The organism is Bradyrhizobium sp. AZCC 2262 (genome assembly GCF_036924535.1).
Lineage (GTDB): Bacteria > Pseudomonadota > Alphaproteobacteria > Rhizobiales > Xanthobacteraceae > Bradyrhizobium.
In genome coordinates this window covers 3,202,419-3,228,206 of sequence record NZ_JAZHRT010000001.1, presented here as the reverse complement: position 1 = coordinate 3,228,206, position 25,788 = coordinate 3,202,419, and the positions used below count along the sequence as shown (strand labels likewise).

Here is a 25,788-nt window from a genome sequence, read left to right as displayed (position 1 = left end):
TCTGCGTCCTCCAGTGGTCCAAAAGCAGACATGTCTGTTTTGACCCAAGCAGACGCGGGACGCCCTTCCCCTTTGCAGCCCTAAGCCGATACGATGGCTTATCTTGAGGCTTGGGGCAGGTAATGAAAGCAGGCGGCGGACCAAACAGATCGGGCAACCGCGCGGCGACCACGGCAAAGCGCCGCCAGGCGTCAAAAGCGGCGCGCGTCTCCGGCCCCGCAAAAACGAAAGTCGAAGCTCCCGCCGCACCGGACGTCGAACAACTTGCGATCGAACTTCAGGAGGCCAGAGAGCGGCAAGCAGCGACAGCCGAGATATTGAGCCTCATTTCGGACTCGCCGACCGGCATCCAGTCGGTGTTCGACAGGATCGTCAAGAACGCAGCGCGGCTGTGCCAGAGTGTGCTGAGCGCGGTCTATCGCCGGGATGGCGACCATGTCGATCTGGTCGCGCACGATCAGTTCTCTCCGGAATCGGTGGCCGCGGTGCGCAAGGCCTACCCGGCCCCCCTGACCAGCAAAAATCTGATCTCGGTTGCAATTCGCGAGCGCCGCGTCGTGCACGAGCCGGATGTGCTGATCTCCGGCGGATACAGCGAACTGCAGCGAACCTCCGGCTATCGCAGCATCCTTGTCGTGCCGATGTTGCGCGACGAGGTCGCGATCGGCGCCATCGCAGTCATGCGGCTTGAGCCGCAATTATTTCCCAGGGCGCAGGTCGAGCTCCTGAAAACCTTCGCCGGTCAGGCAGTCATCGCCATCGAGAACACGCGGCTGTTCACCGAGGTTCAGGAACGCACGCGGCAATTGTCGCAATCGCTCGAGGATCTCCGCGCCGCGCAGGACAGTCTCGTGCAGACCGAGAAGTTGGCCGCGCTGGGAAGGCTGGTGGCCGGCGTAGCCCACGAACTCAACACCCCCGTCGGCACCAGCTTGACCGTCGCCTCGGCGTTCCTCAACAAGGCCGATCGATTTGAAGCCAATGTCGCCGGCGGCGGCGTGCGTCGGTCGACCTTGACTGAATTCATTGCGGCCGGCCGGGAGGCGGCGTCGCAAGTCATGATCAACCTCAATCACGCGATCGATTTGATACAGTCGTTCAAGCAGGTTGCGGCCGATCGCAACGTTTCGGACCGGAGAGGCTTTGATCTCGGCCAGGTGACCAGGCAGGTCGTCAAAGGACTGCGGTACGGGCTGCGCAGAAATCTTGCGGTCAGCGTCGAATGCGAGCCCAATCTCGCCATGAACAGCTATCCCGGACCTTACGGCCAGGTGCTCACCAATTTGGTGATCAATTCCGCGGTGCACGCCTTTCCGGACGGCGCACGGGGATCGGTCCGTATCGCGGCGCAGGCGTCGGGGAAGCACAATGTTGAAGTGCTGTTTTCAGACGACGGCTGCGGAATGAGCCCGGAGGTCAAGCGCCAGGTGTTTGATCCATTCTTCACGACCCGGCGCGACCAGGGCAGCACCGGCCTCGGACTACACATCGTCCACAACATCGTGACGAATCGCTTGGGGGGCCGGATCAACCTGGAAACCAAGCCTGGCGCGGGAACGAAAATCCGGATCATCGTGCCGCGCGAAGCGCCGTTTGCCGCGGAATGATGCGAATCGCCAGAGCCCGACAAGCGTCGTAGCCCGGATGTGGCGAAGCGAAATTCGGGGAATGTCGCGCCGGCGGATCGGTCGATCCCGGGTTACGCTGCGCTCCACCCGGGCTACCGCTGGCAGCTACGGACGCGAGCGCTGAAGTTTGTGGCGGTCACGCCGGAGCCCGGCGCGTGGCAAGCCGGTTCAATTCTGTGACTGGGCTATGGGGCCGGCGCTCTCGCGAGGGTTGGAGGCGACCTGTGGCAGGGCAAGGGTGAAAGCATCGACCAGCCGACGTCGCCAGGGTTGCGTCAGCATCGATAGCTTACCTTCGAGCAGCGCTGCCTTTTCCCGGGCTCCCGCGCTTTCCGTGCTGGCTTTGAGAAGTTCGGCCAACAGCTTGTTGGTGCGTTCGCATTCTCTCTCAAAGTCGGCCCGATAGCCGCTGGCAATCACCTTCATCTCTGTCAGCTCGGTCTGCAAGGTCTCGATATGTTGCTTTAGGGCGGTGACCACCTGGTGATCGGCCTGAGCTTGCGGCTGACGGGATATTGGGGAATGGCTGAATTCGCTGAGATCGACCTGGACAAGCGTCTTGCCGTCGTTGGCGCGCGAGCGCGGCCATCGGTGTCGCTTCACCAGAGCACGGGCAGCCTCCGGGGAAACTTTGAGCCTTTCTCCCAGCTCGGCATACGTCAGCATCTCGACGGGCATGATATCCGCTCCCGTTTAGCCGGACGGTCACCACCCGGACACCGCAACTGTGTATCAATCTATGGTTAAGAGCAGGTTTACCGTGCACGGGAACCCTGGCGCGGCGCGCCGGGTGCGCTTCGCTCCACCTGGGCTATTCGCTGCAGACCGGCCTCAGCCGCCGTTGCCATTCTCGCCGTTTTCCCCATCGTCGCCGATATGCTCGACCGACACCACGTGTTCGTCCTCGGCGGTATCGAACACGATGACGCCTTGCGTCGAGCGGCCGGCGATTCGGATGTCCTCGACCGGGCAGCGGATGAGCTGGCCCTTGTCGGTCACCAGCATGATCTGATCGCTGTGTTCGACGGGGAATGACGCCACCAGCTTGCCGTTGCGGTTGTTGACGCTCATCGCGACGATGCCTTTGCCGCCGCGGCCGGTGGTGCGGTACTCGTAAGATGACGTGCGCTTGCCGTAGCCGTTGACGGAAACCGTCAATACCACCTGCTCCTGCGCCGACATCTCGACATAGCGGTCGGAAGAAAGCTGGATCGCGGTCGACGCCTCATCGGTCTCCGCCTCGGCGGTTTCCTCGGCGGCGGCCTCGCCTGCCACCGCACGGCGCATCTTGAGGTAGGCCGACCGTTCGTCCGAGGTGGTCTCGACATGGCGCAGGATCGCCAGCGAGATCAGCGTGTCGTTTTCGGCCAAAGCAATGCCGCGCACGCCCATGGAGGTGCGGCCGGTGAAGACGCGCACATCGGTGACGGGGAAGCGGATGCACTGGCCGCCGGCCGCCGTCAGCAGCACGTCGTCGCGCTCGGTGCAGATCTGCACGTCGACGATCGCCTCGCCCTCCCCGAGCTTCATGGCGATGATGCCGGAGCGGCGGACATCGACGAAGTCGGACAGCTTGTTGCGGCGAACCGTGCCGCCTGTCGTGGCGAACATCACGTCGAGATTGCCCCAAGAGGATTCATCCTCCGGCAGCGGCATGATGGTGGTGATGCGCTCGCCCTGCTCCAGCGGCAGGATGTTGATCAGCGCCTTTCCGCGTGCGTTGGGCGCCGCCACCGGCAGCCGCCAGACCTTCTCCTTGTAGACCTGGCCGCGCGACGAGAAGAACAGCACCGGCGTGTGGGTCGAGGCCACGAACAGGCGGCTGACAAAGTCCTCGTCGCGGGTCTGCATGCCCGCCCTTCCCTTGCCGCCGCGCCGCTGGGCGCGATAGGTCGAGAGCGGGACGCGCTTGACGTAACCGGCATGCGAGACCGTGACCACCATATCCTCGCGCTGGATCAGGTCCTCGTCCTCGACCTCGCCTTCCTGCTCGATAATGACGGTTTTGCGCGGGGTGGCGAACTCGTCCTTTACCGCCGCAAGCTCTTCCTTGATGATCGCCTGTACGCGCGCGCGCGAGCGCAGGATGTCGAGGTAATCCGCGATTTCCACCGCGAGCTTGTCGAGCTCTTCCGAAATCTCCTCGCGGCCGAGCGCCGTCAGCCGCTGCAGACGCAGGTCGAGAATGGCCTTGGCCTGCTCCAGCGAAAGCCGCGCGGTTCCGTCGGGCGCCATCCGGTGCCGGGGATCATCGATCAGCGTGATCATCGCTTCCACGTCCCTGGCCGGCCAGTCCCGCGACATCAACGTGTCGCGCGCGGTGGTCGGATCGGGCGAGGTTCTGATGACGCGAATGATCTCGTCGATATTGGCGACCGCAATCGCAAGACCGACCAGGATATGAGCGCGGTCGCGGGCCTTGTTGAGCAGGAATTTGGTGCGGCGCGTGACCACCTGCTCGCGGAACGCGACGAACAGCGTCAGCAGGTCCTTCAGGTTCATCACCTGCGGCCGGCCGCCGTCGAGCGCCACCATGTTGGCCGGGAAATTCGTCTGCAGCGGCGTGAAACGATAGAGCTGGTTCAGCACCACGTCGGGCACCGCATCGCGCTTCAGTTCGACGACGACGCGAAAACCGTCGCGGTCGGATTCGTCACGCAGGTCGGAGATGCCGTCGATCTTCTTCTCGCGCACCAGTTCGGCGATGCGCTCGACCATGGTGGCCTTGTTCACCTGGTAGGGAATTTCGGTGACGATGATCGCTTCGCGATCCTTCCGGATGGTGTCGATCGTCACCTTGCCGCGCATCACGATCGAGCCGCGGCCCAGATGATAGGCCGAGCGGATGCCCTGGCGACCGAGGATGATGCCGCCGGTCGGGAAATCCGGTCCCGGCACGATGTTGATGAGGTCGTCGATCGTAAGCGCCGGATTGTCGATCAGCGCCACGCAGGCATCGATGACTTCGCCGAGATTGTGCGGGGGGATGTTGGTCGCCATGCCGACGGCGATGCCGCCGGCGCCGTTGACAAGAAGGTTCGGGAATTTCGCCGGCAGCACCGTCGGTTCGCGGTCGCGGCTGTCGTAATTGGCCTGGAAATCGACGGTGTCCTTGTCGATATCGTCGAGCAGCGTCTGCGCGATCTTGGTCAGCCGGGATTCGGTGTACCGCATGGCGGCCGCCGTATCGCCGTCCACCGAGCCGAAATTGCCCTGGCCGTCGATCAGCGGCACGCGCATGGAGAAATCCTGCGCCAGACGCACCAGCGCGTCATAGACCGACTGATCGCCGTGGGGATGGTATTTACCGATGACGTCGCCGACGGTACGCGCCGACTTGTTGTACGACTTGTTCCACTCAAAACCGTTCTCATGCATCGCGTAGAGAATGCGGCGATGCACGGGCTTCAACCCGTCGCGCGCGTCCGGCAGCGCGCGTGCCACGATCACGCTCATGGCATAATCGAGGTAGGAGCGTTTCATCTCGTCGAGGATGGAAACGGGACGGATATCGGAGGGCTCCGGCGGCTCGCCGGGCTTGTTATCTTCAGGGTCAGACAAAGGGGAATCCGGTCAGTTCTCAGCTGAGAATCATATAGCGCATCGGGGGTCCGATAACCACCCCGAAGCGCTCCGGACGCGCTGTTTTTCCGCTCGTTTTTTCATGGACTTACCGGGATTGAAGGCGTCACTCGCGAGCCTTGCTGGAACCGCCATTTTGGGACCGGAAAGGCAGCGCCCAAAACGGCGTTTTCGCTCGTCCGCCTATTGGCCGAAAACCGCGGCATGCATGATCCTCCCCGGCAGGAAGGTGAACAGGCCGGCGATGACCAACCCGCCCGTGAACATGCCGATCATCGCCAGGCGATGGCGCCGTACATTATGGCGGCGTGCGGCGATAACGGCGATCGGCAGCATGATCAGAACGTAGATCGAGAGCAGATGGATCGGGCTCCACGGGCCGAACAGCCTGATCTCGTGGATCCAGAGCGAACTGGCGGCGACGGTGGCCATCAGGCCGACCCAGATCCAGCCGATCGTCCGGTGCGGCAGCGTCCCCTTTGGAGCTGCGAGCTGCACCACGCCAAGCGCGAAGGCGGCCATCGCCGCAAAGGCATGAAGGGGTATTGCAGGAGCGGCATTGAGCAACGGCGCAAGCGACATTTGAAACTCCCGCGTTCATTCGACCAAGCCAGCAGCCCGGTCTCATGTAAGGAGTATTCACATCAATCTTTCCACCGTCAAGTTCAATCTTGACGTTGTCAAGTTAAGTCGAGATCGAAGCTTCCGTCCCGATGGCGGGCGGGCCGCAAATCGCAACGGGAGCAGAGGGTTTGGCTTTTACGGAATGCCGCTAATGCCTTGGAAGCGCGGGCGCATGCGCCCCCACTGCCTTGCTGCGGAGCGACGCCTGCCCTGAGGACGCGTCACCTTGCGTGGCAATTGATCAGGCTTCCAGCTTAGAACGGGATGTCGTCGTCCATGTCGCTGTTGCGGCCACCGCCGGCGGCCACGGCCCGCCGCGGCGCCGAACTGGCCGGACTGCTGGAGCCGAAATCGCCGGCATCGTCGGAGCCGAAGCTGCCACCACCGCCGCCGCTGCGGCCGTCCAGCATGGTCAGGGTCGAGTTGAAGCCCTGCAGCACGACTTCGGTCGAGTATTTCTCGACGCCGCTCTGGTCGGTCCATTTGCGGGTCTGCAGCGCGCCCTCGATGTAAACCTTGGCGCCCTTCTTCAGATATTGCTCGGCGACCTTGCAGAGTCCCTCGTTGAAGATCACGACGCGGTGCCACTCGGTCTTTTCCTTGCGCTCGCCGGTGCCCTTGTCGCGCCAGGTTTCCGACGTCGCGATGCTCAGATTGGCAATCGGCCGCCCGTCCTGTGTCCGCCGGATTTCAGGATCCTTGCCGAGGTTGCCGACCAGAATCACCTTGTTTACGCTTCCCGCCATCGCCGCTCTCCACTCGATATCGCCGGGCAAAAATCACTGGTCGAGCCCGCCAAGTGCCGGCCGCCTTCAATTCCTGACCTGTCGCCAGTTTCTTGACCTGTCGCCTTGTCCGCTCGCTGCGTCCGCATCAGGACATCTGAAACGACCCTATACGCTCGCAAAGCCCGCCGACTTAGCGATCCCTCGGCAAGTCTGCGGTTATCCACATATAGCATCGCCCCTGCAGGTGTTCCAGCTTTGTTCCGGAATCTCACGTCGCTATGGGGTCGACTGGGGGTCGTCTCGGGGCCGACTCGCCATTCAACTATATGGCGACCTCAGTTCGCCACAATCGAGCCCAGAAAATGACAAAATGGAACTGAAAGTTCCGCCCGCTAGCGTGAATAACGTAAGTATATCATGAGCTTGACTCCATATTTTGGGTCACAAGTGTTGCAATTTGGAGACGCAATTTTTGAGCGAGTCACGCTATAAAATTACCTACCGGCGCGGGCGCTCGCGTCATCACGGCAACGCTTCGGGACCAACGGAAGCGGGCAAGAGCTGGAGATAGAGGATGAAGAAGTTTCTGTTAGGTACGGTTGCTCTCATCGCGTTCGCGGCACCAGCGGCGGCTGCCGACCTCGCGGCGCGTCCTTACGTCAAGGCCCCGCCGACACCGATCGCCGTCGTGTACGACTGGAGCGGCTTCTATATCGGCGCCAACGGTGGTTGGGGTTCGAGCCGCAAGTGCTGGGATTCGGTGGCGCCTGCTCTCTTTATCGGCGGTGAGGGTTGCCATGACGCGACCGGCGGCACCGCCGGTGGTCAGATCGGTTATCGCTGGCAGACCGGCACCTGGGTGTTCGGTATTGAAGGCCAGGGCAACTGGGCGGACTTCAGGGGCAGCAACGCGAGCACGCTCTTCCTCGGCTCCAGGAACGAATCGAAGATCGATGCATTCGGCCTGATTACCGGCCAGGTCGGTTGGGCCGCCAACAACGTTCTGTTCTACGTCAAGGGCGGCGCGGCCGTCACCGCGGATCGTTTCCGCATCGTCGATATTCCCACGGGCATCGTCACCGGCACCACCGGTGATGACACCCGCTGGGGTGGCGTGGTCGGTGTCGGCCTCGAATACGGCTTCGCTCCGAACTGGTCGGCCGCCATCGAATACGACCACCTGTTCATGCAGGACCGCACCTACACCTTCATCTCTCCGGTGGGTGGCGGCTTCTTCGCCGCCGATCGCATCCGTCAGGACGTCGACCTCGTCACGGTTCGCGTCAACTACCGCTGGGGTGGCCCGGTCATCGCGAAGTACTGATCGCGACACAGCAAACGGAATACGGAAAGGCCGGCTCAACGCCGGCCTTTTTGTTTGGTTGTACCGCAGGATTACGCGCACCCGCTGCGGTTGCAGATTACCTATCTTTTGCCGCGGATGTGGTTTTTCGGCGACAGCCTTATGCGATGACTTCACGCTATATGCGCAAGCAACCTCAAATTGACTACGCGCATAGTTGCGTTGGAAATCCCGAAGGAAGGAAGAAGAACGTGAAGAAAATTCTGCTGACGACGACCGCTCTTATCGCGCTTGGGATCGCCCCTGCGGCCGCCGCAGATCTGGCTGCACGGCCCTATACCAAGGCGCCGCCGATGGCAGTTGCGATCAATAACTGGAGCGGGTTCTACATCGGCGCGATGGGCGGCTACGCCCAGGAAAACTCCGACGGCCTGGGCACGCTTAGCGGGGGCTTCGCCGGCGGCACCGCTGGCTACAACTGGCAAATGGGTAACGTCGTGCTCGGCATCGAAGCGGATGCCGCCTGGGCTGACGTGGGCGCCACCGTGGGCATCGTGGGCCTCGCCTCGGTCAGCGACAAGATTCGCGACATGGGCACCGTTCGTGGCCGCGTCGGCTATGCCTTCGATCAGGTCCTGGTCTACGGCACCGGCGGCTACGCCTGGGCCGACAACCGCATGACCGCCACGTTGCTCGGCCTGAGCGCTTCGGACAGCCACTTCCACTCCGGCTGGACCGTCGGCGCTGGTGTCGAGGTCATGTTCGCACCGAAATGGTCGGTCAAGGCCGAGTACCTCTATCGCAGCTTCCAGGGCGAAACCTACAATTTCCCTGGCATTGTCGTGGGCGTTGCGAGCGGAACGCTCAACCTGAACAGCGTTCAGGTCGGCGTGAACTATCACTTCTAAGACTTCCCGCTGATCCAAGTATTCCCGCTGAAAATGCCTGCGCCTCCGTTCCGCGATCCGGAACGGAGGCGAATTTATTTGGGGAGTTCCGATCGGAGCTGCTGACTGCTGCTGCCAAAGAAGGACAGCACAAACAATCCGTTGATGATTCGCACGCGGCACTGGAAATCCCTCGTCGTTCTTCCTATGTTCCGACTTTCAATCATCGGCGCCTGATCCCGGTTCTCGCGGGCAATGCGCGCCCAACGTGGCGCGTCTCCCACGCGTCTGGAAATGCCGATATGGATGAAGTGCTCAGGGCGAAGCGCCAACCACCCGCCGGCTCCGCATCACGCGCGATAACCATCCGCGGCGCGCGCGAGCACAATCTCAAGAACGTCGACGTCGAGATTCCGCGGGACAAACTCGCGGTGTTCACCGGCCTGTCCGGCTCCGGCAAATCCTCGCTCGCGTTCGATACGATCTATGCCGAAGGCCAGCGCCGCTACGTCGAATCACTCTCGGCCTATGCGCGCCAGTTCCTGGAGATGATGCAGAAGCCGGATGTCGACCAGATCGACGGTCTGTCGCCTGCGATCTCGATCGAGCAGAAGACCACGTCGAAAAACCCGCGCTCCACCGTCGGCACCGTCACCGAGATCTACGACTACATGCGGCTATTGTGGGCGCGCGTCGGCGTACCCTATTCGCCCGCGACGGGGCTGCCGATCGAAAGCCAGATCGTCTCGCAGATGGTCGACCGCGTGCTTGATCTGCCCGAAGGCACGCGGCTCTATCTGCTGGCGCCGGTCGTGCGCGGCCGCAAGGGCGAGTACAAGAAGGAGCTCGCCGAATACCTCAAGAAGGGCTTTCAGCGCGTCAAGATCGACGGCACCTTCTATGAGCTTTCGGAAGCGCCAACGCTGGACAAGAAATTCCCGCACGACATCGACGTGGTCGTCGACCGCATCGTGGTCCGTCCGGACATCGGCCAGCGCCTCGCCGAAAGCTTTGAGACCGCGCTGAAGCTCGCCGAAGGCCTGGCCGTGATCGAATACGCCGACGCGCCGGCAGGCGCTGCGGAAGAGAAAAAGTCCGACAAGAAGACCGCAAAAATCCACGACAAGAGCGGGCCGGAACGGATTCTGTTCTCGGAAAAATTCGCATGCCCGGTTTCCGGCTTCACGATCCCCGAGATCGAGCCGCGGCTGTTCTCGTTCAACAACCCCTACGGCGCCTGCCCGGCCTGCGGCGGCCTCGGCGTCGAGCAGCACATCGACGAGGACCTCGTCATTCCCGACAAGGAGATGACCTTGCGCAAGGGCGCGATCGCGCCGTGGGCAAAATCGTCCTCGCCCTATTACATCCAGACGCTGACCGCGCTCGGCAAATTCTACAAGTTCACGCTCGACACCAAGTGGAAGGACCTGCCGAAGAAGACGCAAGCCGCCCTCCTCACCGGCTCCGGCGACGACGAGATCAAGTTCTCCTACGAGGACGGCGTCCGCTCCTACGACACCAAGAAACCGTTCGAGGGCGTCATCACCAATCTCGAGCGCCGCTATCGCGAAACCGAGAGCGAATGGGCGCGGGAGGAACTGGCAAAGTATTTCTCCGACATCCCCTGCGCGGGCTGCAACGGCCACCGGCTCAAGCCCGAGGCGCTGTGCGTCAAGATCGGCGGCAAGCATATCGGCGAGATCTCGGAATTGTCGGTGCTCCGGGCCGGCGAATGGTTCGAGACCGTGCCGAAGGCGCTGAACGCCCAGCAGAACGAGATCGCCGCGCGCGTGCTGAAGGAAATCCGCGAGCGGTTGTCGTTCCTGCTCGACGTCGGCCTGAATTATCTCACGCTCGCGCGCGCCTCCGGCACGTTGAGCGGCGGCGAAAGCCAGCGTATCCGCCTCGCCTCCCAGATCGGCTCGGGTCTCACCGGCGTGCTCTACGTGCTGGACGAGCCCTCGATCGGCCTGCACCAGCGCGACAATGCGCGGCTATTGGAAACGCTGAAGCGGCTGCGCGACCTCGGCAATACCGTGATCGTGGTCGAGCACGACGAGGACGCGATTCGCCTCGCTGACTACGTGCTCGACATCGGTCCCGGCGCGGGCATGCATGGCGGCCACATCGTGGCGCAGGGTACGCCCGCCGAGATCATGAAGAACCCGAACTCGCTGACGGGCAAATACCTCACCGGCGAGATGTCGGTAGCGATCCCCGAGCGCAAGCCGCCGAACCACAGGCGCACCATCAAGGTCGTCAACGCCCGCGGCAACAATCTGAAGAACGTCTCGGCGGAAATTCCGCTCGGCCTGTTCACCTGCGTCACCGGCGTCTCCGGCGGCGGCAAGTCGACGCTTTTGATCGACACGCTCTACAAGGCGATCGCCCGCAAGCTCAACAACGCCAGCGAGGGCGCCGCACCTCATGACCGTATCGAGGGGCTGGAGCATATCGACAAGATCATCGACATCGACCAGTCACCGATCGGCCGCACGCCGCGTTCCAACCCCGCGACCTATACCGGCGCCTTCACGCCGATCCGCGAATGGTTCGCCGGCCTGCCCGAGGCGAAAGCGCGCGGCTACGAGCCGGGACGGTTCTCCTTCAACGTCAAGGGCGGCCGCTGCGAGGCCTGCCAGGGCGACGGCGTCATCAAGATCGAGATGCACTTCCTGCCCGACGTCTACGTCACCTGCGACACCTGCAAGGGCAAGCGCTACAACCGCGAGACGCTGGAAGTCCTGTTCAAGGGCAAGAGCATCGCCGACGTGCTCGACATGACGGTGGAAGAAGCCGCCGAATTCTTCAAGGCGGTCCCGCGCGTGCGCGAGACGTTCAAGACGCTGCATCGTGTCGGCCTAGACTATATCCATGTAGGCCAGCAGGCGACGACGCTCTCCGGCGGTGAAGCCCAGCGCGTCAAGCTTGCCAAGGAACTGTCAAAGCGCGCGACGGGACGCACGCTCTACATCCTCGACGAGCCGACCACGGGGCTTCATTTCCACGACGTCGCAAAGCTTCTGGAAGTGCTGCACGAGTTGGTCTCGCAGGGCAACACGGTGGTAGTGATCGAGCACAATCTGGAGGTCATCAAGACCGCCGACTGGGTGATCGACCTCGGCCCCGAAGGCGGCGACGGCGGCGGCGAGATCGTCGCCTGGGGTCCGCCGGAGGACATTGTGAAAGCGCCGCGGAGCTATACGGGGAAATTCCTGGCGCCGGTGCTGAAGAAGGCGGATGGCAAGCCGCGGAAGAGCAGCAGCGCCAGTGAGGCGGCGGAGTGAGAGGACAATGTTGTGCAAACTTCGACGAAGTTGAAGGCGGTGTATGCGATCCATCCACCCCTTCGGATGGACTCTGACATATCCTCACATCTCTATCATCAATTCTTCAACGATTTTGAAAGGCAAAAGACCATCCCAATACGTGGCAGCTTTGCCTGCAACGGACAATTGTTGGCCGTTACTGCCCGTGCCTGCACCATTAGCCAGAAAACACGCTTCTTTAGCAAGACGCCATTCCTTCAGGTCGGCGATGCCGTTTTGGAATTCACGGGCCTATTCGAATTTCCGGGCGAAGATAGATTTTTCGCTACAGATCAAAAGGGCGCAAAAGTTGCGCAAACAACAGATCGGACCATCTCAGATTGGAAAGACCTCCTGCCCCACTATCTCGAGTTGACGATTCAAAATTATTTTTGCGCATTATCCATCGCATATCAAGGCGCGGTACGTCCTATTGGAAATATCTGGATAGTCGATGGCGCTAGGTACGGAGTAGATCGCTATTATTTATCTGAAATTCATGAGTCGATTGAATTCCTAAGGGAGAATAGCGCATTTCCTGAGATTGATGTGGGAATCAACGAGGTCATCAAATGGACATTTGCGCAGAACGGCATATTCGATGGATACAGTGATACACCAGCATCGCGCGCACTAAACTACTTCACAAGGTTGTTTGTTAGTCAGTTTCGAAACGACGAATTGTCTGACCTCATTTGGGCACTTGCTGGGATCGAGGCGCTCTTAGTTGAGAATGGTCGGTCATCAGTGGGACAGCTTAGAGAGAAACTAGGCGCACTCTTCGCGGACAAAATCGATGCCGCATGGCTCTCAAAAATGATTGGCGATTCATATAATTTCCGTTCGAGAATGATACACGGCGATCGACAAATACGATCGTTCTTTCGCAATGATGAAGAGGAAAGTAAGAAGCGAATTGACGAAGAGTACAACAGTCAATTGTTTGCGATTGGAATGCTCGTGCTGCTTCTTAGGCTTGTAATTTCGAAAAACTTGTCTGAACTTCATTTCAGCACCGTGTTTAAGTATTAGGGCAGCATGTCGGCAAGCGTCGGGCGGACTAGCGAAGCGTAATCTACCGCTTCGCTCCATCCGCGAGCATCGGTCGCGCGCACGGCTTAACTCCGTTGATCCACTACACCGTCCAATAATGCGGATGCGGGCGCGAGCGGTCGCCCCAGTCGAAGGCTTCTTCATCGAGTTCGGACGGACCGGCGCGCAGATCCTCCGGCGTCACGTCGGTCTGGTAGGCCTGACGCGCGGGATCAAATCGGAGGGCGTCCCACCGGATCGGACAATGATGGTGGCTGCCGAGCAGCCCTCCGGTCTTGATGACGGCGTAGGCGACCGTTCCGCTTGTCTTGTCGAGCATCAGGCGTTCGATCGAGCCGAGCTTTGTACCGTCGCGGCAGTAGACGTTCACGTGCTCGACGCGATCACTGGGCACCAGGGTATGCGGCATGGTCACCTCCCTGTCTTCTCTGTTCTCCCGGCATTATAGCACAAACGAGCCCGGCATGCGGGGGCGTCTCGTCGCCGCGGTGCATCAACGCACGGTTGGCTGTTCCCGTCGCACTTCAGACCCAGCGCACATGCTACGACGGCTCTTTGCTTGATCTTTTGCAATGCCGAACGCCCCGACTGCGCGCCCTCTCCGGCTACCGCCGCAGAAACGCCCCGAACGCCCGTGGCCCGTCGCCGACCTTGATCTCGCCGGTCACCTTCAGCTCGACCGCATCGATCACGCTGATCGAGTTGCTCTCCCAGTTCGCCACGATGATCTGCCGGCCGTCCGCCGTCGCCGCGATCCCTTCCGGGTAATCGCCTACGGTGATGCGCTTGACCGGCGCGAGCGTGGCGAGATCGAACACGCTGACGGTGCCGTCATACTGGTCGGTGACGAAACCGCGGCCTTGCGCGAGTGCGACCGCATAGGGGCGCAAGCCCGTCTTCACGCGCGCGATCTCGCTGTTATCGGCGATGTCGATCACGGAGACGTCGTTGGATCCGACGTTGGCGGTGTAGGCGCGCCGGCCCTCGGCATCGATGGTAATGCCAAACGGGCGCTCCCCGACCTTGATCGTGGCGCGTCGTTTCCGCGTCGCGGTATCGATGACAGACACGCTGTCGGCATCGCGGTCCGCCGAAAGCAGCAGCAGCCCGTCTGGTGTCACCGCAAGCCCCGACGGCGAGGCGCCGACCGCGATATCGGCGATCACGCGCTGCGCTTGCGGATCGATCACCCGCACCGCCGCGGCGTACCAGTCGGCGACATAGACCGTGGCGCCATCCGGCGCCACCGCGACACCGAGCGGGCCACCGCCGACGTCGATCTTGCCTACGATCCGGCGGGCGGCGGCATCGACCACCGTCAGCGCCTTGGTGTCGGGGCTCGTCACATAAGCGAAGCGCCCGTCCGGCGTGACGGCGATGCCCGCAGGCTTGCCGGCAATTGCGATGGTCGCGACCGGCCGCGCGGTTGCGAGGTCCACGACCGACAGATTTTCGCTGAGCTGATTGGTGACGAAGGCCTCCTCGGCCCTCGCCGGCCCGGCCGAGGCGGCGCCGATGCCGGCGACGAGCGCCGCCAGAGCGATCGCCCGCACGCTCAGCTTCCGCTTTCGACCTTCTTCTTCAGCGCCTCGAGGCCTGCGCGATAAAGCCCGCTCACTGCCTTCACGGCGGCCTCGTCGCTCAGCTCCGGCGGCGGATCGTTGTTGGGAAAGCCGCGATAGAACGCGCCGGCCCACTCCAGGCTGCTGCCCTTGCCGTCGGCGCTGGGCGTGACCGTCAGGGTCGACGAATAGTTGGTGACCGGCAGCACCTTCACATCGACGGCGGTGATCCGGTACGAATAGCTCATCTTCTCGGCGTCGTATTTGTAGAGCTCCTCATCGACGGTCGCGCCATCAGCCAGCCTCAAACGCCGCGTGGCCTCGATCGCGTTGCCTTTGTCGCCCTCGGTCTTGCTGACCGGCGGCAGCCAGCTCATGTCCTGGAAATTGCCGATCGCGGCCCACACCTTGGCCGGCGGCGCGTTGATCTCGATCGATTCCCGCACCTTCTAGCGGGTCGGTCCGTGCGCCCAGGCTGCGCCTATCACTGCCAGCGCCGCCACCACGGCCCCCACCCTCGCGAGCGTCGTCCTCATGTCGTTTCCCCATTGTCTCGTTGGCCCGCGCTAGCCGCGCAGCGGCGTTATCGTAACGCATTTTCAGACCAAAGGGGGCTGGTTTGTGGCACGGCCGAGACGCGCAGGTTGCGTCCGATAATACCATAGGATGGGTGGAGCAAGCGATGTCCATCACTTCTTGAAATGGTGGGCCTCGCGGATTTATCGTCGGGCCAACCGAGAGGCCGGACCCGTTGGCTATACCCACTACGTTCAACTTCCCGCCGAGCCTTCCCGCTTCTCCAGCGACGCCGCGATCCGTTCCAGAAAGACGTTCATGCGCCGGGTCTCCGCGACCTGCTGCTCGTACAGTTCGATCAAGCTTACGCCAGACGATCCACGCGCCTGCATCCGGGTCCGGCCTTTGGCCGGCCCGATGATGAACTCCGCGCAACCCGTCATTTTGAAACGGTGGGTTTCGCTTCGCTCTTCCCACCCTACGATCTCACTCCTCCATCGCCGCTTCCACAAACCCGGCCGGATCCTCACAAAACTCCCGCATGACCCTGTAGTGGTCGGTCTCTTTTACCGTCACCGGCTCAAGCCCGTATTTCGTCAGCCGCAGCAGCCTCGCGTTCGGGTATGCCATCAGCATTGGCGAATGCGTGGCCATGATGATCTGGCAATGGCCGATGTCCTCCATCCGCCGCATCAGCTTCAGGAACGCGATCTGGCGCGAGGGCGACAGCGCGGATTCCGGTTCGTCGAAGATGAAGATACCCTGCCGCTGGCAGCGCTCCTCGAAGAAACGCAAAAACCCTTCGCCGTGGGAATGGGACAGGAAGTCCGGCGGCGGGCCTCCTCCCATCGGATATTTCTGGGCCATCTCGTCCAGGTATCGGGCGACCGAGAAAAAGCTTTCGGCGCGGAAAAACCAGCCATTTGTGATTTTGGGTAGCCAGCTCGCCCGCAACGCGTCGGACAATTGGCCCCCCATTTTTTCCAACGCCCATGAGTGGTCGACCGTCATGTAGCCCTTGCCGCCGCCGGCTTCGTCATAGCCGGCGAGCACGGCGATGCCTTCGAGCAAGGTGGATTTGCCGGTGCCATTCTCGCCGACGATGATCGTGATCGCCTTGTCAAAGCTCAGCTCGAAATCATCGCGCAGCAAGGGCAAGCAGAACGGATAGGCCTCGCGGTTGGTGATCCGCGACGGCTCGAGCCAGATGCGCCTGAGATATGGCGCCGGCAGGTTGATCGGGCGGTTGCGTCTGGAAGCCATGTGTGCGGGTCCGATGGAACAACATCGCATTCAATGCATATATCCTGATCGTCCCGCAACCCCAGATGGCAAACGCCGTCCCCGCCAAAAGCAGCGATGCCCAGCGCCACCTACACCCTCTTCCGCAACGCCATCCTTAGCGAGCAGCAGGTCGTCTGCAGCTATGACGGCCGTCCCCGCGAACTGTGTCCGCACATCATCGGTACCAACAAAAATGGCGAAGAGGTCGTCCTCGCCTGGCAATTCGCCGGCGAAAGCAGTGGGCGACTGCCGCAATGGCGCTGTCTAAAATTGACAGGAGTCAGAGATGCCCGTACCCGCCAGGGCCGCTGGCATGAAGGCGGCTTGCATCGCACAAGACAGACTTGCGTCAGCGCGATCGATCTCGACATCAACGTGCATGTTCGCAAACGGCGGTGATGGAGTGAACTCGCAGCGCAAGCAAAGCTCGGGCGCAATGCGTCGCGAGAATGCGAAGACGTGCTGTTCGAAACTTGACTGAAATGTATCTGAGGTGCGTCATTGTGAGGAGCCAACCGGTCGCGCGAATGCGGTGACAGGCTCTGCGACGATTTGTCCGACGAAGCTTCGACGAGCGAAGGTGGAAGATTCGGTGGAATTGCGCCGCCGCTGCGTTGTTGAAGCTGCGCGCCGCATCGTCGCTGAAATAGCAACCTCAAGCAGTCGTGCTTCAGTCCAATTTTTGCCGGCATGCATATCGTATGGTTAACCCGCAAGCGATCGTTCTCACATCCGCGCAACGTAGCTTGCAGACGGCTCCTTGGGCGCGGTTCGCGCCCGCTTCCACAACGATACGTCACCATGCCGGTGCGATCGGTTCGTTATCGAGCCCGCAGGGGGGTATTCGAGTGTTCAACTTTAGGGGACAAAAAATGAAACAACTACTTTTAGCTGGTGTGGCCCTTTCGGTCGCGAGCGCGGCGTCGGCAGCCGACATGCAGGCGCGGCCCTATTCCAAAGCGCCCCCGGCGGCGGTGGTTGCGGCGTATAACTGGTCCGGCTTCTATGTCGGCGCGATGGGCGGTGGTGCCTGGGGGACCGATTCGGGCAGCGGCGGTTTTGGTGGCGGCACTGTCGGCTACAACTGGCAGCTCCCCGGCAGCCAGTTCGTATTCGGCGTCGAAGTCGACGCCGCCGGCGCCAGCATCAAGGACAGCGTAACCGAGGACATCGGTGGTGGCGCCACGGCCACGGTGGATTCCAAGATCAATGCATTCGGAAGCGTGACCGGCCGTGCCGGCTTCGCGATGGACGCGGCGCTTCTCTACGCCAAGGGCGGCTACGCCTGGGCCAACAACAAGTCCTCCCTTTCCATTCCGGTGCTGGGCGCGACGTTTTCGGATAGCCACACTCATTCCGGCTATACGATCGGCGGCGGCATCGAATACATGTTCGCGCCGAACTGGTCGGCCAAGGGCGAATACATGTTCACCAGCCTTGGCGGCGAGACCTATAATTTTGGCGGTGAGCCGTTTCCTTCCAACAACATCGACTTCCACACCATCAAGGTCGGGGTGAACTATCACTTCAGGTAAGCATTGTAGCTGCGTAGGGTGGGCAAAGCGCAAGCGTGCCCACCATTCAGCGTGACGCTCTTCGAGAAACGGTGGGCACGGCGCGAACGCGCCTTTGCCCACCCCACGGCGTTTACGAAAAACTCAGATCACCTCGAGCACCAGCTCCATCGTCATCAGCACCGGATTGTCGCCGCGCATCAGCTGGCCCTCGGCGATGCCGCCGAGATAATCGACCAGCGCGACATCGAGCTCCGCCTGCAGCGTGCCGTCAGCGCCGGGCGCTATCGCGCCGGCCTTGATCGCAAGCTCGGTCGCAAACGGCACGACGGTGCGGCCGTCGATGAAATGCGCGCCGATCGTGGAGCCGACGCCGCCATGAATCCGCGCGCGCAAAATTCCGTGCTGCCGGCAAAAGGTCTCCAGCGCCGCGGCAAAATCCTGATTCGGCCGCAGCCGCAGCGCAAAGGCGCGGCTCTCGGCCTTCACATCCGTGCCGGCGCGCGCGACAGGGCCGAACAATTTGAAATTGGTCTCGGGATCGGGCTCGGCCGTGAACATGGCACCGTCGATGCCGAACGCTTCCACCGCGAACGATTCGGCGACGATGCTCTCCTCGGGCAGAATGTGGCCGCCGTGCAGGCTTCCGTCGGTCTCGGTCCACAGCCCGTGGCAATGGAAGAACGGCGCGCCGTCACGCTCGCCAAGCGTCATCGCCCCACACTTCAGCCGCGTGATGCCGGAGGGCCGAAACGTGTCGCTGTAGAACGCCGCGTTCGCTCCGGTCTTCGACAGCGCCGGCATCACATAGGCAAAGGGCCCGAGCGCCCCTCCCCGCATGCTCAGCACGCCGCCTGAAAAGCCTGCTTCGGCAAAGCCGCGGCGCGCGGCCTCCAGCAGCGGCAGGCCGGCGGCAAGCGTGAATGAAAATGCCCGGCCTCGCGCCTCGACCCACTGGATGCGTTCGGGCACCGCCGCGCCGGGCTGGTCAATGCTGCGCATCGCCTCAGCTGGCCGTCTTGGAAATGAGCTCAAGCAACCCTCGCGCCTCGAGTTCATCGCGGACCAGCCGCTTCGGAATCTTGCCATAGCCGGACTTCGGCAACGCCTCCCAGAAGAAGAAGCGCTTCGGCATCTTGTAACGCGGCACCTTCGCCGCGAGAAACGCGGCGAGCTCCGCCTCGCTTACGGCGGCTGCGCCCTCGCGCGCAACGCAGACGGCTACTCCCACCTCGCCCCAGAACGGGTCGGGCACGCCGAGCACGGCGACCTCGCCGATCGCGGGGTGTGTGAGAATCTTCTCCTCGACCTCGCGCGGATAGATGTTGGAGCCGCCCGAGATGTACATGTCCGAGGCGCGGCCGGTGATGTAGACGAATCCCTCCTCGTCCACGTGGCCGAGATCGCCGGTACGAAACCAGCCGTCGCGAAACGCCTTCGCGTTGGCTTCGGGGTTGTCGTAATAGCCGGCGAACACGGCAGGACCGATCACGCAGATCTCGCCGGTCTCGAACGGTTTCAGCTCGCGCCCGTCGTCGCCCTGGATCGAGACCTGCATGCCGGTGCGCTCGAAGCCGCAGGTGCCGATGCGGGCCTGCGGGCCGTCCTCGGGATCGTGCAGACTGGCCGGCATCACCGTGATGTTGCCGGTGACCTCGCCGAGGCCGAAATACTGCACCAGCACCGGGCCGAGCTTGTTCAGCGCCGCCTTCTGGTCCTCGCGATACATCGGCGCGCCGGCATAGATCACGAAACGCAGCGAGGAATGATCGTATTTGTCAACGGACGGATGCTCGACCATCATCTTCAGAATGGTCGGCACCGTAAAAATGTTGCTGACGCGGTGAACCTCGATCAGCCGGAACGCTTCGGCGATGTCGAATTTCTCCGACGGCAGCAGGATGGTCGGCACGCCGCGTGCGGCCTGCACGAGCTGGTGCACACCGGCGCCATGCGACAGCGGCGCGACCACCAGCGAGGCATCGGTTTCCGTCGTGCCCGGCATCAGGTCGGCGAGATGATTTGTCACCACAAAGGCCATCTGGCCGTGGGTGAGCACCGCCGCCTTGGAGCGCCCGGTGGTGCCCGAGGTGAAGAAGAACCAGCAGGGATCATCGTAGTCAACCGCTGCATTCTCGACCTTGGCGCCGGCTTGCGACGCGATCGCCTCGCTCACCGTCCTCTCGCCGAAGCTGCCCTCGCCGATCCGCCAGATGAATTCGAGCGCGGGATTGGCGGCTGCGGTGGCGTGATCGGGGAAATCGCCATGGCACAGAAACGCCTTCGCGCCGGAGGCGGTGGCGAGATAGGCGACCTCGTCCGGCATCAGGCGGAAATTGGTTGGCACCCAGATGGCGCCGAGACGGAAGGCCGCGAACATCGACCAGAACATCTCGTCGCAATTCTTGGAATGGACCAGAACGCGGTCGCCCTTGACGATACCGCGCGCGGCCAGCGCCGCCGCCAGCGCCGAGACATGGCCATCGATCTCGCGCCAGGTCCAGGATCTGTCGCCCCAGATGAAGCCAATGCGGTCGCCATGGCGGCGGGCATTCTGGGTCAGCATATGCGCCAGGTTCATCACCCGGCGCGACATCCGCGCCAGGCCGCCGCGCGGGGTGGGGATCGTCACAACTTCAGTCACAGGGATTCAACCATTACGCTTGGAAATACAGACATGGAACACCTCACGACGACGATAGCAGAAGGCCCGGCGTCAACTCAAATCCAAGACAGGGCACCCAAGGCGGGCATTACCGCACACCGGTGCCCTTGCAGCGCTGGCACTTGAGCACCCTGTCGCCCTTCTTCAGCAGGCCCTTGCCCTCGCAATTCTTGCATTTCTGCTTCTTCTTGATGTTGGGGCCCTTCTCATTGGCCATGATAATCTCCAGCGCAAGCGTTGCAGACATCACCATGGTCCAGCCACGCATTCCCGTCCAGAAGCCGCCCACCCGAATTGAGGATCAAAATGATTACCCGCCGAGAACTGATATTATCAGGCGCAGCCGGCCTGCTTGCCGCGACCTTGCCGCACGAAGCGCCGGCGGCGGACGATCCGGCCGGCATCGTCACGGCCATCTACACCCGCGCTGCCAAGGGCAAGGGCGATTCCGGCGGCGCGTTCGTGTTCGAGAACAAAGCGGCCAAGGCAAACTACCTGTCGAAATCGCTCATTGCGCTCTGGGCCAAAGCGGATGCCCGCACGCGCAAGGGCGATGTTGGACCGGTCGATTTCGATCCCGTCACCAATTCGCAGGACCCGGACGTAAAATCGTTCAAGGTAGCCGTGGAGAAGCAGGAGGCCGACAAGGCAACGATTGCCGTCACGATCGACGGTCACCAGGGTTCTCGGACGAAGCCGGCCGACGGGACCATCCGCTATGATTTCGTCCGCGATGCCGGCCAATGGAAAATCGACGACATCAAGGGTAGCGTCGAAGGCAAGCCATGGTCGATCCGCAGCCTGCTCGTCGATTCGTTCAAAAACTAGGACGTAGCACCCGCCGGGCCTGCCGGCGATCAACCGGCAGGCCCAGGCAAGCAATTACTGCGGATGGTTGGCAAGTTCCTGGTCGCTCAAGCGCCAATCCTGCCAAAGCTGAAGCGCACCCAGCAGGACGACGATTCCGCCGAGCGTGGCGTGCCAAATCCGGAGCATCTCATCACCGGAGTAGCCGAGGATGAGCGGTGAGGCGATCAGCCAGAGGCCGAGTGCGATCTCGCCCACCTCCTCCCAGCGCTGCAGTGCGACATATTCGAGCTGGGCCAGACCGAACACCAGCATACCGACCACGAACGTATTGAGGATCATGGTGCTGCGTTCGGCGTCCATCACGTCGTGGCTGGAGAAAGGAAACCACGGCGATACCACGATCAGCGCGCCAAGCAGCATGCCGAACCAGTCCTCCCACGTGCGATGTTTGCTGAAGAAACCAAAGCCCGACATTGAAAACCTCCCCTTGAAAAGAGGCATACGTCGGCGGCCGATATCGAGCCCAGACTCGGCCGCTTCGGCGGCGTATGTCATTCAAAAGAACTAGGAACCCCACAACCCGTTGCAAGGTCCGGCTGCAAAGATCTTGCGCGCGCGAACCGCCGGCGTCCCGTCCTATTGCGCCGCACCGAGCCGTTGCAGGCTCTCGCTTGCGGTGCGCAGGCCGGGACCGACCTCCAGCGCCTTGCGGAAATCGGCAATCGCGCCCGCCTTGTCTCTGAGCCGCATCCTGGCCTGGCCACGATTGTTCCAGGAATAGGCGTCGGCCGGGTCATATTGCAGCGCCATGTCGTAGTCGGCCAAACCGCGCTTGGTGTCGCCCTTGAACAGCCGGATCATCCCGCGGTTACGCCAGCCGCGGGCGTCCGTCGGCGCCAGCTTGATCACCTCGCCATAGTCGGCTGCGGCACGGTCGAGATCGACTCGTTGAGGTCGGCAAGCGCCGCATCGTACTGCCACTTCTCGGTCAGACCGTGGCCGCGGAAGCAGTACGCCGCCGCAAGCTTGCTGCCGGTTTCGCGTTTGGCATCGATGACCGTGCTGCACGCGGCCACCTTCTCGTCCGGCGGCGTCGTCACGCTGACGCAGGTCTGCCAGCTCTGGTCGCCTTCAACAGACACTTGGGCAGACGCGGCAGGCGGTTGCGCAAGCAACACGGCAGTGCCCAGCAGTGCAACGGTCAGGCAGGTCAGAACACGCATGTCAGCCAATCCCCGGCGAGCCAGTTCCCTCTTCGTCGCCGGTTTGCATCGGCCGGTTCATGTCCCTAAATGAAACGGTGAATCATCCGGGAATCGCCACATGGCCGCCGTCCGCGACAACAAGGCTCAAAACCGCTTCGAACTCGACGTCGACGGCGCTGTGGCGTTTGCGAATTATCGCGTCACGCCCTCGGCGGTCATCATCACCCATACCGAAACGCCCCGCGCGCTGCGCGGCCGCGGCATCGCTTCCGACTTGATCAGGGGTGCGCTCGAACTGATCCGCGCCGACGGCCGCAAGGTCATTGCCGGCTGCGGGTTCGTCGTTGATTATCTGAGCAAGAATCCGCAGTTTGCCGATCTGACGGGGTGAGCCAGCGTCGTAGCCCGGATGGAGCGAAGCGCAATCCGGGATAAGTCCCTTGGCCGCGAAAAACCCGGATTTCGCTTCGCTCCATCCGGGCTACCTGCGCCTCACGTAATCCGGATCGACATATCCGGCAAACCTTCGAGCTTGCACAGGAGGACGTCGCCCTTCACGACCGGGCCGACATTTTCCGGCGTACCCGAATAGATGATATCGCCCGGCTTGAGTTCAAAAGCTTCCGAAAGCTTGGAGATCTGCTCCGCCACGCTCCAGATCATGTTGCGCAGATCGGAGTTCTGCTTGACCGTGCCATTCACCGCCAGCGAGATCGCGCCCTTGGTGAAATGTCCGGTCTTGGCTGCGGGGTGAATCGGCCCGAGCACCGCGGAGCGATCGAAGCTCTTGCCGATTTCCCAAGGCTTCTTCTCGTCGCCCATCGCGCGCTGCAGATCGCGCCGCGTCATGTCGAGGCCGAGCGCATAGCCGTAGACGTGGTCGAGCGCCTGCTCCGGGGAGATATTGGTGCCGCCCGATTTCAGCGCCGCCACCAGCTCGACCTCGTAATGATAGTTTTTGGTGAGCGAGGGATAAGGATGATCGGCGACCGCGCCGATCGTAACATTCTGGATCGCGTCGGTCGGCTTTTGAAAGAAGAACGGCGGCTCGCGATTGGGATCCGAACCCATTTCGCGCGCATGCGCGGCGTAGTTTCGCCCGATGCAATAAATCCGCCGCACCGGAAACACATCGGTCTCACCCACGATCGGGATGGTCGTCGTGCCAACCGGAAAAATCGATTTCGGGCCGGCCTGCGCCGCAGCCGTGCCGGACTCCACGCCCGCACCGGCCAGCGCCAGCGCGCCCGTTGCCAGGATGGTCCTGCGATCGACATTGCTCATTGGCGTCCTCCTTTGTTTTGCTTAGTGTTCTTTGTCCGCCCGTATCTACAGCGTTTTTTCCATGAAGTGCATACCGTTTGCACATTGTTGCATTGCAATCGCACCCAAAAAAGAAGGCCCGCGTCGCCGCGGGCCTTTGCATTCTGTGAACCGGACGAAGCCTCAGTGCTTGATATCCGGCGGCAGCTTGCCGCCATTGGCGGCCAGCTTGGCCATGACCTGCTTGTGCAGCCAGATATTCATGCTCGCGGAATCGTTGCTGTCGCCGGTATAGCCGAGTTCCTTCGCGAGCTCCTTGCGCGCGGCGAAGCTGGAATCGATGTCGAGCGCTTTCATCAAGTCGACGATCGAGGTCCGCCACTCCAGCTTCTCGCCCTTGGCCTTCACCGCCTGGTCGAGGATGGGCGCGACGTCGACGGTTGCGGCAGGTGCAGCAGCCCCACCGGACGATCCAGCGGCCCCACCGGACGACCCGGCGCCTGCGGCCGCGCCACCGCCGGCTGGTGCGGCGTCTGCCTTGCTGCCGAAGATTGCGCTCATGATTTTTCCGAAAATGCTCATCGTTCGCTCCCAATGAATTGAGGATGGGGTGAGTCTCTGGCGGCACTGTTTGACCGGCAGCACCACGCCGGATCGCCGGCAAGTCTAGCCAGCCAGATGAAGCTTGCCAATGAAACATTCACCGAAGCGTGAGTGCGTTTGTCGCTGTTTGGGAGTACGCTGTTGTTTCAGTTCGCGACATGCCAGTTCCTTCCCCCTCTTGTCCGTCTTCGCGTCTGGCCTGATCGTGATCGTTTTATGAAACGGCGCATGTGCGTCTTTCGGTTGGCGCACAATGCGACCGCGAGGGAGACAGCGACCATGGCCACCTATCAAGGCAATGTCACATCGGTGGCGCAGAGCGGACCAGACACCGCCGCGGCGCCCGTTATCCGAACCATCGGCTTATCAGAACTCCATCAGGCCTTGCAGCGCGGCTGGGAAGACTTCAAAGCCGTGCCAAGCCACGCCATCATCCTGTGCATCATCTATCCCGTCCTCGGATTGATGCTGGCACGCGCCGTGCACGGCTATTCGGTGCTGCCGCTGTTGTTTCCGCTCGCCGCCGGCTTTGCGCTGCTCGGCCCGTTTGCTGCGCTCGGCCTCTACGAAATGAGCCGCCGTCGCGAACGCGGCGAACAGGCAACCGCCTGGGACGCGCTCGAGGTCGTGCGCTCGCCATCGTTTGGCGCGATGCTCGGGCTCGGCGTGCTGTTGCTCGCGCTGTTCGTGACATGGGTGGCTACCGCGCAGGCGATTTACATCGCCGCGTTCGGCTATGCAGGCGCGACCGGCGTTTCCGATTTCGTCGAACGCGTGCTGACGACGCCGCAAGGTTGGTGGCTGATCGTGGTCGGCTGCGGTGTCGGCTTCCTGTTTGCCCTCATCGCGCTGTGCATCAGCGTGGTGTCGTTTCCGTTGATGCTCGACCGTCATGCCGGCGCCGGCGATGCGATGGTGACCTCGCTGCGCGCAGTCGCACGCAATCCCGGGCCGATGGCGGCCTGGGGATTGATCGTCGCGGTGCTGCTGGTGGCGGGATCGCTGCCGGCTTTCCTCGGCCTTGCCGTCGTCATCCCGCTGCTCGGGCACGCCACGTGGCATCTCTATCGGGAGACGATTGAGCCGGAACTCAATCCGCAGCCGCTTCCGCCTCGCGTGCAACGCGAACGCAAGCCTGCGGCCGATTTCCCGGCCAATCTGTTCCCCTGGCGGCGCAAGGACAGCGCATAGGCCTGCACGGAACCCGGTCGATCACACCGCCGGCCGAACCGACCGGCGGTGTCGTCGTTCAC

At 62.2% G+C, this 25,788-nt stretch carries 26 protein-coding genes and 2 pseudogenes; 10 read left to right on the top strand and 18 right to left on the bottom strand.

The window, feature by feature from the left end; translation table 11 throughout:
- The first annotated feature begins 122 nt into the window (after positions 1-122).
- Positions 123-1,607 carry an ATP-binding protein gene (locus tag V1283_RS44725; protein WP_442895747.1) on the top strand — a complete coding sequence of 495 codons (1,485 nt, stop codon included), beginning with the start codon at positions 123-125 and terminating at the stop codon, positions 1,605-1,607.
- 189 nt (positions 1,608-1,796) lie between these two features.
- Here V1283_RS44725 and V1283_RS15220 read toward each other — a convergent pair whose 3' ends face one another.
- The 4 genes from V1283_RS15220 to V1283_RS15205 all read right to left on the bottom strand — a co-directional run bounded on the left by V1283_RS15220 (position 1,797) and on the right by V1283_RS15205 (position 6,580).
- Positions 1,797-2,306, bottom strand: coding sequence for a hypothetical protein (locus V1283_RS15220; RefSeq protein ID WP_334387284.1), 510 nt, complete (start codon positions 2,304-2,306; stop codon positions 1,797-1,799).
- A 153-nt stretch (positions 2,307-2,459) separates the two neighbouring features.
- Positions 2,460-5,189: a DNA gyrase subunit A gene (gene gyrA / locus V1283_RS15215; RefSeq protein ID WP_334387283.1), complete on the bottom strand. Its 2,730-nt coding sequence runs from the start codon at positions 5,187-5,189 to the stop codon at positions 2,460-2,462.
- 204 nt (positions 5,190-5,393) lie between these two features.
- Positions 5,394-5,792 carry a DUF2306 domain-containing protein gene (locus V1283_RS15210; protein WP_334387282.1) on the bottom strand — a complete coding sequence of 133 codons (399 nt, stop codon included), beginning with the start codon at positions 5,790-5,792 and terminating at the stop codon, positions 5,394-5,396.
- A gap of 296 nt (positions 5,793-6,088) precedes the next feature.
- On the bottom strand, positions 6,089-6,580 hold the full coding sequence (locus V1283_RS15205) for a single-stranded DNA-binding protein (protein ID WP_334387281.1): 492 nt from the start codon (positions 6,578-6,580) through the stop codon (positions 6,089-6,091).
- A gap of 556 nt (positions 6,581-7,136) precedes the next feature.
- Between V1283_RS15205 and V1283_RS15200 the strand changes: the two genes are divergently transcribed.
- The 4 genes from V1283_RS15200 (at position 7,137) to V1283_RS15185 (ending at position 13,092) form a co-directional block, all read left to right on the top strand.
- Entirely contained in the window at positions 7,137-7,886 is a 750-nt protein-coding gene (locus tag V1283_RS15200) for an outer membrane protein (RefSeq protein ID WP_334387280.1), read from the top strand.
- A 230-nt stretch (positions 7,887-8,116) separates the two neighbouring features.
- A complete protein-coding gene (locus tag V1283_RS15195; protein WP_334387279.1) occupies positions 8,117-8,773 on the top strand; it encodes an outer membrane protein in 657 nt (218 codons plus the stop codon).
- Between the two features lie 281 nt (positions 8,774-9,054).
- Complete coding sequence (uvrA, locus tag V1283_RS15190) at positions 9,055-12,039, top strand: excinuclease ABC subunit UvrA (RefSeq protein WP_334387278.1); 2,985 nt, start codon at positions 9,055-9,057, stop codon at positions 12,037-12,039.
- Between the two features lie 12 nt (positions 12,040-12,051).
- Entirely contained in the window at positions 12,052-13,092 is a 1,041-nt protein-coding gene (locus tag V1283_RS15185; RefSeq protein WP_334387277.1) for a hypothetical protein, read from the top strand.
- Between the two features lie 103 nt (positions 13,093-13,195).
- Here V1283_RS15185 and V1283_RS15180 read toward each other — a convergent pair whose 3' ends face one another.
- The 6 genes and pseudogenes from V1283_RS15180 to V1283_RS44715 form a co-directional block, all read right to left on the bottom strand.
- A complete protein-coding gene (locus tag V1283_RS15180) occupies positions 13,196-13,522 on the bottom strand; it encodes a PRC-barrel domain-containing protein (protein ID WP_334387276.1) in 327 nt (108 codons plus the stop codon).
- A 196-nt stretch (positions 13,523-13,718) separates the two neighbouring features.
- A complete protein-coding gene (locus V1283_RS15175) occupies positions 13,719-14,666 on the bottom strand; it encodes a YVTN family beta-propeller repeat protein (RefSeq protein ID WP_334387275.1) in 948 nt (315 codons plus the stop codon).
- A 2-nt stretch (positions 14,667-14,668) separates the two neighbouring features.
- Positions 14,669-15,211, bottom strand: a pseudogene (locus V1283_RS15170) (SRPBCC family protein).
- 234 nt (positions 15,212-15,445) lie between these two features.
- Positions 15,446-15,634, bottom strand: a complete 189-nt coding sequence (locus tag V1283_RS15165; RefSeq protein ID WP_334387274.1) for a hypothetical protein — start codon at positions 15,632-15,634, stop codon at positions 15,446-15,448.
- Between the two features lie 43 nt (positions 15,635-15,677).
- Positions 15,678-16,169: an AAA family ATPase gene (locus V1283_RS44720; protein ID WP_442895862.1), complete on the bottom strand. Its 492-nt coding sequence runs from the start codon at positions 16,167-16,169 to the stop codon at positions 15,678-15,680.
- 72 nt (positions 16,170-16,241) lie between these two features.
- A pseudogene (locus tag V1283_RS44715) lies at positions 16,242-16,343 on the bottom strand (AAA family ATPase); the annotation flags it as partial.
- A 207-nt stretch (positions 16,344-16,550) separates the two neighbouring features.
- Between V1283_RS44715 and V1283_RS15155 the strand changes: the two are divergent.
- The gene (locus tag V1283_RS15155; RefSeq protein WP_334387272.1) at positions 16,551-16,874 is read left to right on the top strand and encodes a hypothetical protein; all 324 of its coding nucleotides are present in this window, start codon (positions 16,551-16,553) and stop codon (positions 16,872-16,874) included.
- Positions 16,875-17,347: 473 nt separating this feature from the next.
- Positions 17,348-18,010, top strand: a complete 663-nt coding sequence (locus tag V1283_RS15150) for an outer membrane protein (RefSeq protein ID WP_334387270.1) — start codon at positions 17,348-17,350, stop codon at positions 18,008-18,010.
- A 123-nt stretch (positions 18,011-18,133) separates the two neighbouring features.
- Here the strand turns inward: V1283_RS15150 and V1283_RS15145 are convergent, their stop codons facing one another.
- From V1283_RS15145 to V1283_RS15135, 3 genes are all read right to left on the bottom strand, one after another.
- Positions 18,134-18,991, bottom strand: coding sequence for a PCC domain-containing protein (locus V1283_RS15145; RefSeq protein WP_334387269.1), 858 nt, complete (start codon positions 18,989-18,991; stop codon positions 18,134-18,136).
- Positions 18,992-18,995: 4 nt separating this feature from the next.
- Positions 18,996-20,633, bottom strand: coding sequence for an acyl-CoA synthetase (locus V1283_RS15140; RefSeq protein ID WP_334387268.1), 1,638 nt, complete (start codon positions 20,631-20,633; stop codon positions 18,996-18,998).
- Positions 20,634-20,742: 109 nt separating this feature from the next.
- Positions 20,743-20,901: a hypothetical protein gene (locus tag V1283_RS15135; RefSeq protein ID WP_334393408.1), complete on the bottom strand. Its 159-nt coding sequence runs from the start codon at positions 20,899-20,901 to the stop codon at positions 20,743-20,745.
- Between the two features lie 59 nt (positions 20,902-20,960).
- Here V1283_RS15135 and V1283_RS15130 point away from each other — a divergent pair, with 59 nt between their 5' ends.
- The gene (locus V1283_RS15130) at positions 20,961-21,482 is read left to right on the top strand and encodes a DUF3828 domain-containing protein (RefSeq protein ID WP_334387267.1); all 522 of its coding nucleotides are present in this window, start codon (positions 20,961-20,963) and stop codon (positions 21,480-21,482) included.
- A gap of 54 nt (positions 21,483-21,536) precedes the next feature.
- Here V1283_RS15130 and V1283_RS15125 read toward each other — a convergent pair whose 3' ends face one another.
- The 3 genes from V1283_RS15125 to V1283_RS15115 form a co-directional block, all read right to left on the bottom strand.
- On the bottom strand, positions 21,537-21,938 hold the full coding sequence (locus V1283_RS15125; protein WP_442895861.1) for an SPW repeat protein: 402 nt from the start codon (positions 21,936-21,938) through the stop codon (positions 21,537-21,539).
- 162 nt (positions 21,939-22,100) lie between these two features.
- Complete coding sequence (locus V1283_RS15120) at positions 22,101-22,373, bottom strand: tetratricopeptide repeat protein (RefSeq protein ID WP_334387265.1); 273 nt, start codon at positions 22,371-22,373, stop codon at positions 22,101-22,103.
- The gene (locus tag V1283_RS15115; protein ID WP_334387264.1) at positions 22,370-22,687 is read right to left on the bottom strand and encodes a hypothetical protein; all 318 of its coding nucleotides are present in this window, start codon (positions 22,685-22,687) and stop codon (positions 22,370-22,372) included. Before V1283_RS15115 ends, V1283_RS15120 begins: the two co-directional genes overlap by 4 nt.
- Before the next feature lie 100 nt (positions 22,688-22,787).
- Between V1283_RS15115 and V1283_RS15110 the strand changes: the two genes are divergently transcribed.
- Positions 22,788-23,060: a GNAT family N-acetyltransferase gene (locus tag V1283_RS15110; RefSeq protein WP_334387263.1), complete on the top strand. Its 273-nt coding sequence runs from the start codon at positions 22,788-22,790 to the stop codon at positions 23,058-23,060.
- Positions 23,061-23,161: 101 nt separating this feature from the next.
- Here the strand turns inward: V1283_RS15110 and V1283_RS15105 are convergent, their stop codons facing one another.
- Both V1283_RS15105 and V1283_RS15100 read right to left on the bottom strand, forming a co-directional pair.
- Entirely contained in the window at positions 23,162-23,953 is a 792-nt protein-coding gene (locus V1283_RS15105) for a fumarylacetoacetate hydrolase family protein (protein WP_334387261.1), read from the bottom strand.
- A gap of 162 nt (positions 23,954-24,115) precedes the next feature.
- The gene (locus tag V1283_RS15100) at positions 24,116-24,514 is read right to left on the bottom strand and encodes a DUF3597 domain-containing protein (RefSeq protein WP_334393074.1); all 399 of its coding nucleotides are present in this window, start codon (positions 24,512-24,514) and stop codon (positions 24,116-24,118) included.
- Positions 24,515-24,814: 300 nt separating this feature from the next.
- On the opposite strand from V1283_RS15100, the gene V1283_RS15095 reads away from it, so the two are divergent.
- On the top strand, positions 24,815-25,726 hold the full coding sequence (locus V1283_RS15095) for a DUF2189 domain-containing protein (RefSeq protein WP_334387260.1): 912 nt from the start codon (positions 24,815-24,817) through the stop codon (positions 25,724-25,726).
- The last annotated feature ends 62 nt before the right edge of the window (positions 25,727-25,788 follow it).

What these genes read in the sequence shown, in the direction of transcription:
- uvrA (WP_334387278.1), top strand. Translation starts at nt 9,055, where the DNA reads ATGGATGAAGTGCTCAGGGCGAAGCGCCAACCACCCGCCGGCTCCGCA.
- V1283_RS44725 (WP_442895747.1), top strand. Translation starts at nt 123, where the DNA reads ATGAAAGCAGGCGGCGGACCAAACAGATCGGGCAACCGCGCGGCGACC.
- V1283_RS15205 (WP_334387281.1), bottom strand. Translation starts at nt 6,580, where the DNA reads ATGGCGGGAAGCGTAAACAAGGTGATTCTGGTCGGCAACCTCGGCAAG.
- V1283_RS15135 (WP_334393408.1), bottom strand. Translation starts at nt 20,901, where the DNA reads ATGTCTGCAACGCTTGCGCTGGAGATTATCATGGCCAATGAGAAGGGC.
- V1283_RS15125 (WP_442895861.1), bottom strand. Translation starts at nt 21,938, where the DNA reads ATGTCGGGCTTTGGTTTCTTCAGCAAACATCGCACGTGGGAGGACTGG.
- V1283_RS44720 (WP_442895862.1), bottom strand. Translation starts at nt 16,169, where the DNA reads ATGGGGGGCCAATTGTCCGACGCGTTGCGGGCGAGCTGGCTACCCAAA.
- V1283_RS15105 (WP_334387261.1), bottom strand. Translation starts at nt 23,953, where the DNA reads ATGAGCAATGTCGATCGCAGGACCATCCTGGCAACGGGCGCGCTGGCG.
- V1283_RS15210 (WP_334387282.1), bottom strand. Translation starts at nt 5,792, where the DNA reads ATGTCGCTTGCGCCGTTGCTCAATGCCGCTCCTGCAATACCCCTTCAT.
- V1283_RS15100 (WP_334393074.1), bottom strand. Translation starts at nt 24,514, where the DNA reads ATGAGCATTTTCGGAAAAATCATGAGCGCAATCTTCGGCAGCAAGGCA.
- V1283_RS15145 (WP_334387269.1), bottom strand. Translation starts at nt 18,991, where the DNA reads ATGCGCAGCATTGACCAGCCCGGCGCGGCGGTGCCCGAACGCATCCAG.
- V1283_RS15220 (WP_334387284.1), bottom strand. Translation starts at nt 2,306, where the DNA reads ATGCCCGTCGAGATGCTGACGTATGCCGAGCTGGGAGAAAGGCTCAAA.
- V1283_RS15165 (WP_334387274.1), bottom strand. Translation starts at nt 15,634, where the DNA reads ATGACGGGTTGCGCGGAGTTCATCATCGGGCCGGCCAAAGGCCGGACC.
- V1283_RS15155 (WP_334387272.1), top strand. Translation starts at nt 16,551, where the DNA reads ATGCCCAGCGCCACCTACACCCTCTTCCGCAACGCCATCCTTAGCGAG.
- V1283_RS15180 (WP_334387276.1), bottom strand. Translation starts at nt 13,522, where the DNA reads ATGCCGCATACCCTGGTGCCCAGTGATCGCGTCGAGCACGTGAACGTC.
- V1283_RS15115 (WP_334387264.1), bottom strand. Translation starts at nt 22,687, where the DNA reads ATGCGTGTTCTGACCTGCCTGACCGTTGCACTGCTGGGCACTGCCGTG.
- V1283_RS15200 (WP_334387280.1), top strand. Translation starts at nt 7,137, where the DNA reads ATGAAGAAGTTTCTGTTAGGTACGGTTGCTCTCATCGCGTTCGCGGCA.
- V1283_RS15095 (WP_334387260.1), top strand. Translation starts at nt 24,815, where the DNA reads ATGGCCACCTATCAAGGCAATGTCACATCGGTGGCGCAGAGCGGACCA.
- V1283_RS15130 (WP_334387267.1), top strand. Translation starts at nt 20,961, where the DNA reads ATGATTACCCGCCGAGAACTGATATTATCAGGCGCAGCCGGCCTGCTT.
- V1283_RS15110 (WP_334387263.1), top strand. Translation starts at nt 22,788, where the DNA reads ATGGCCGCCGTCCGCGACAACAAGGCTCAAAACCGCTTCGAACTCGAC.
- V1283_RS15150 (WP_334387270.1), top strand. Translation starts at nt 17,348, where the DNA reads ATGAAACAACTACTTTTAGCTGGTGTGGCCCTTTCGGTCGCGAGCGCG.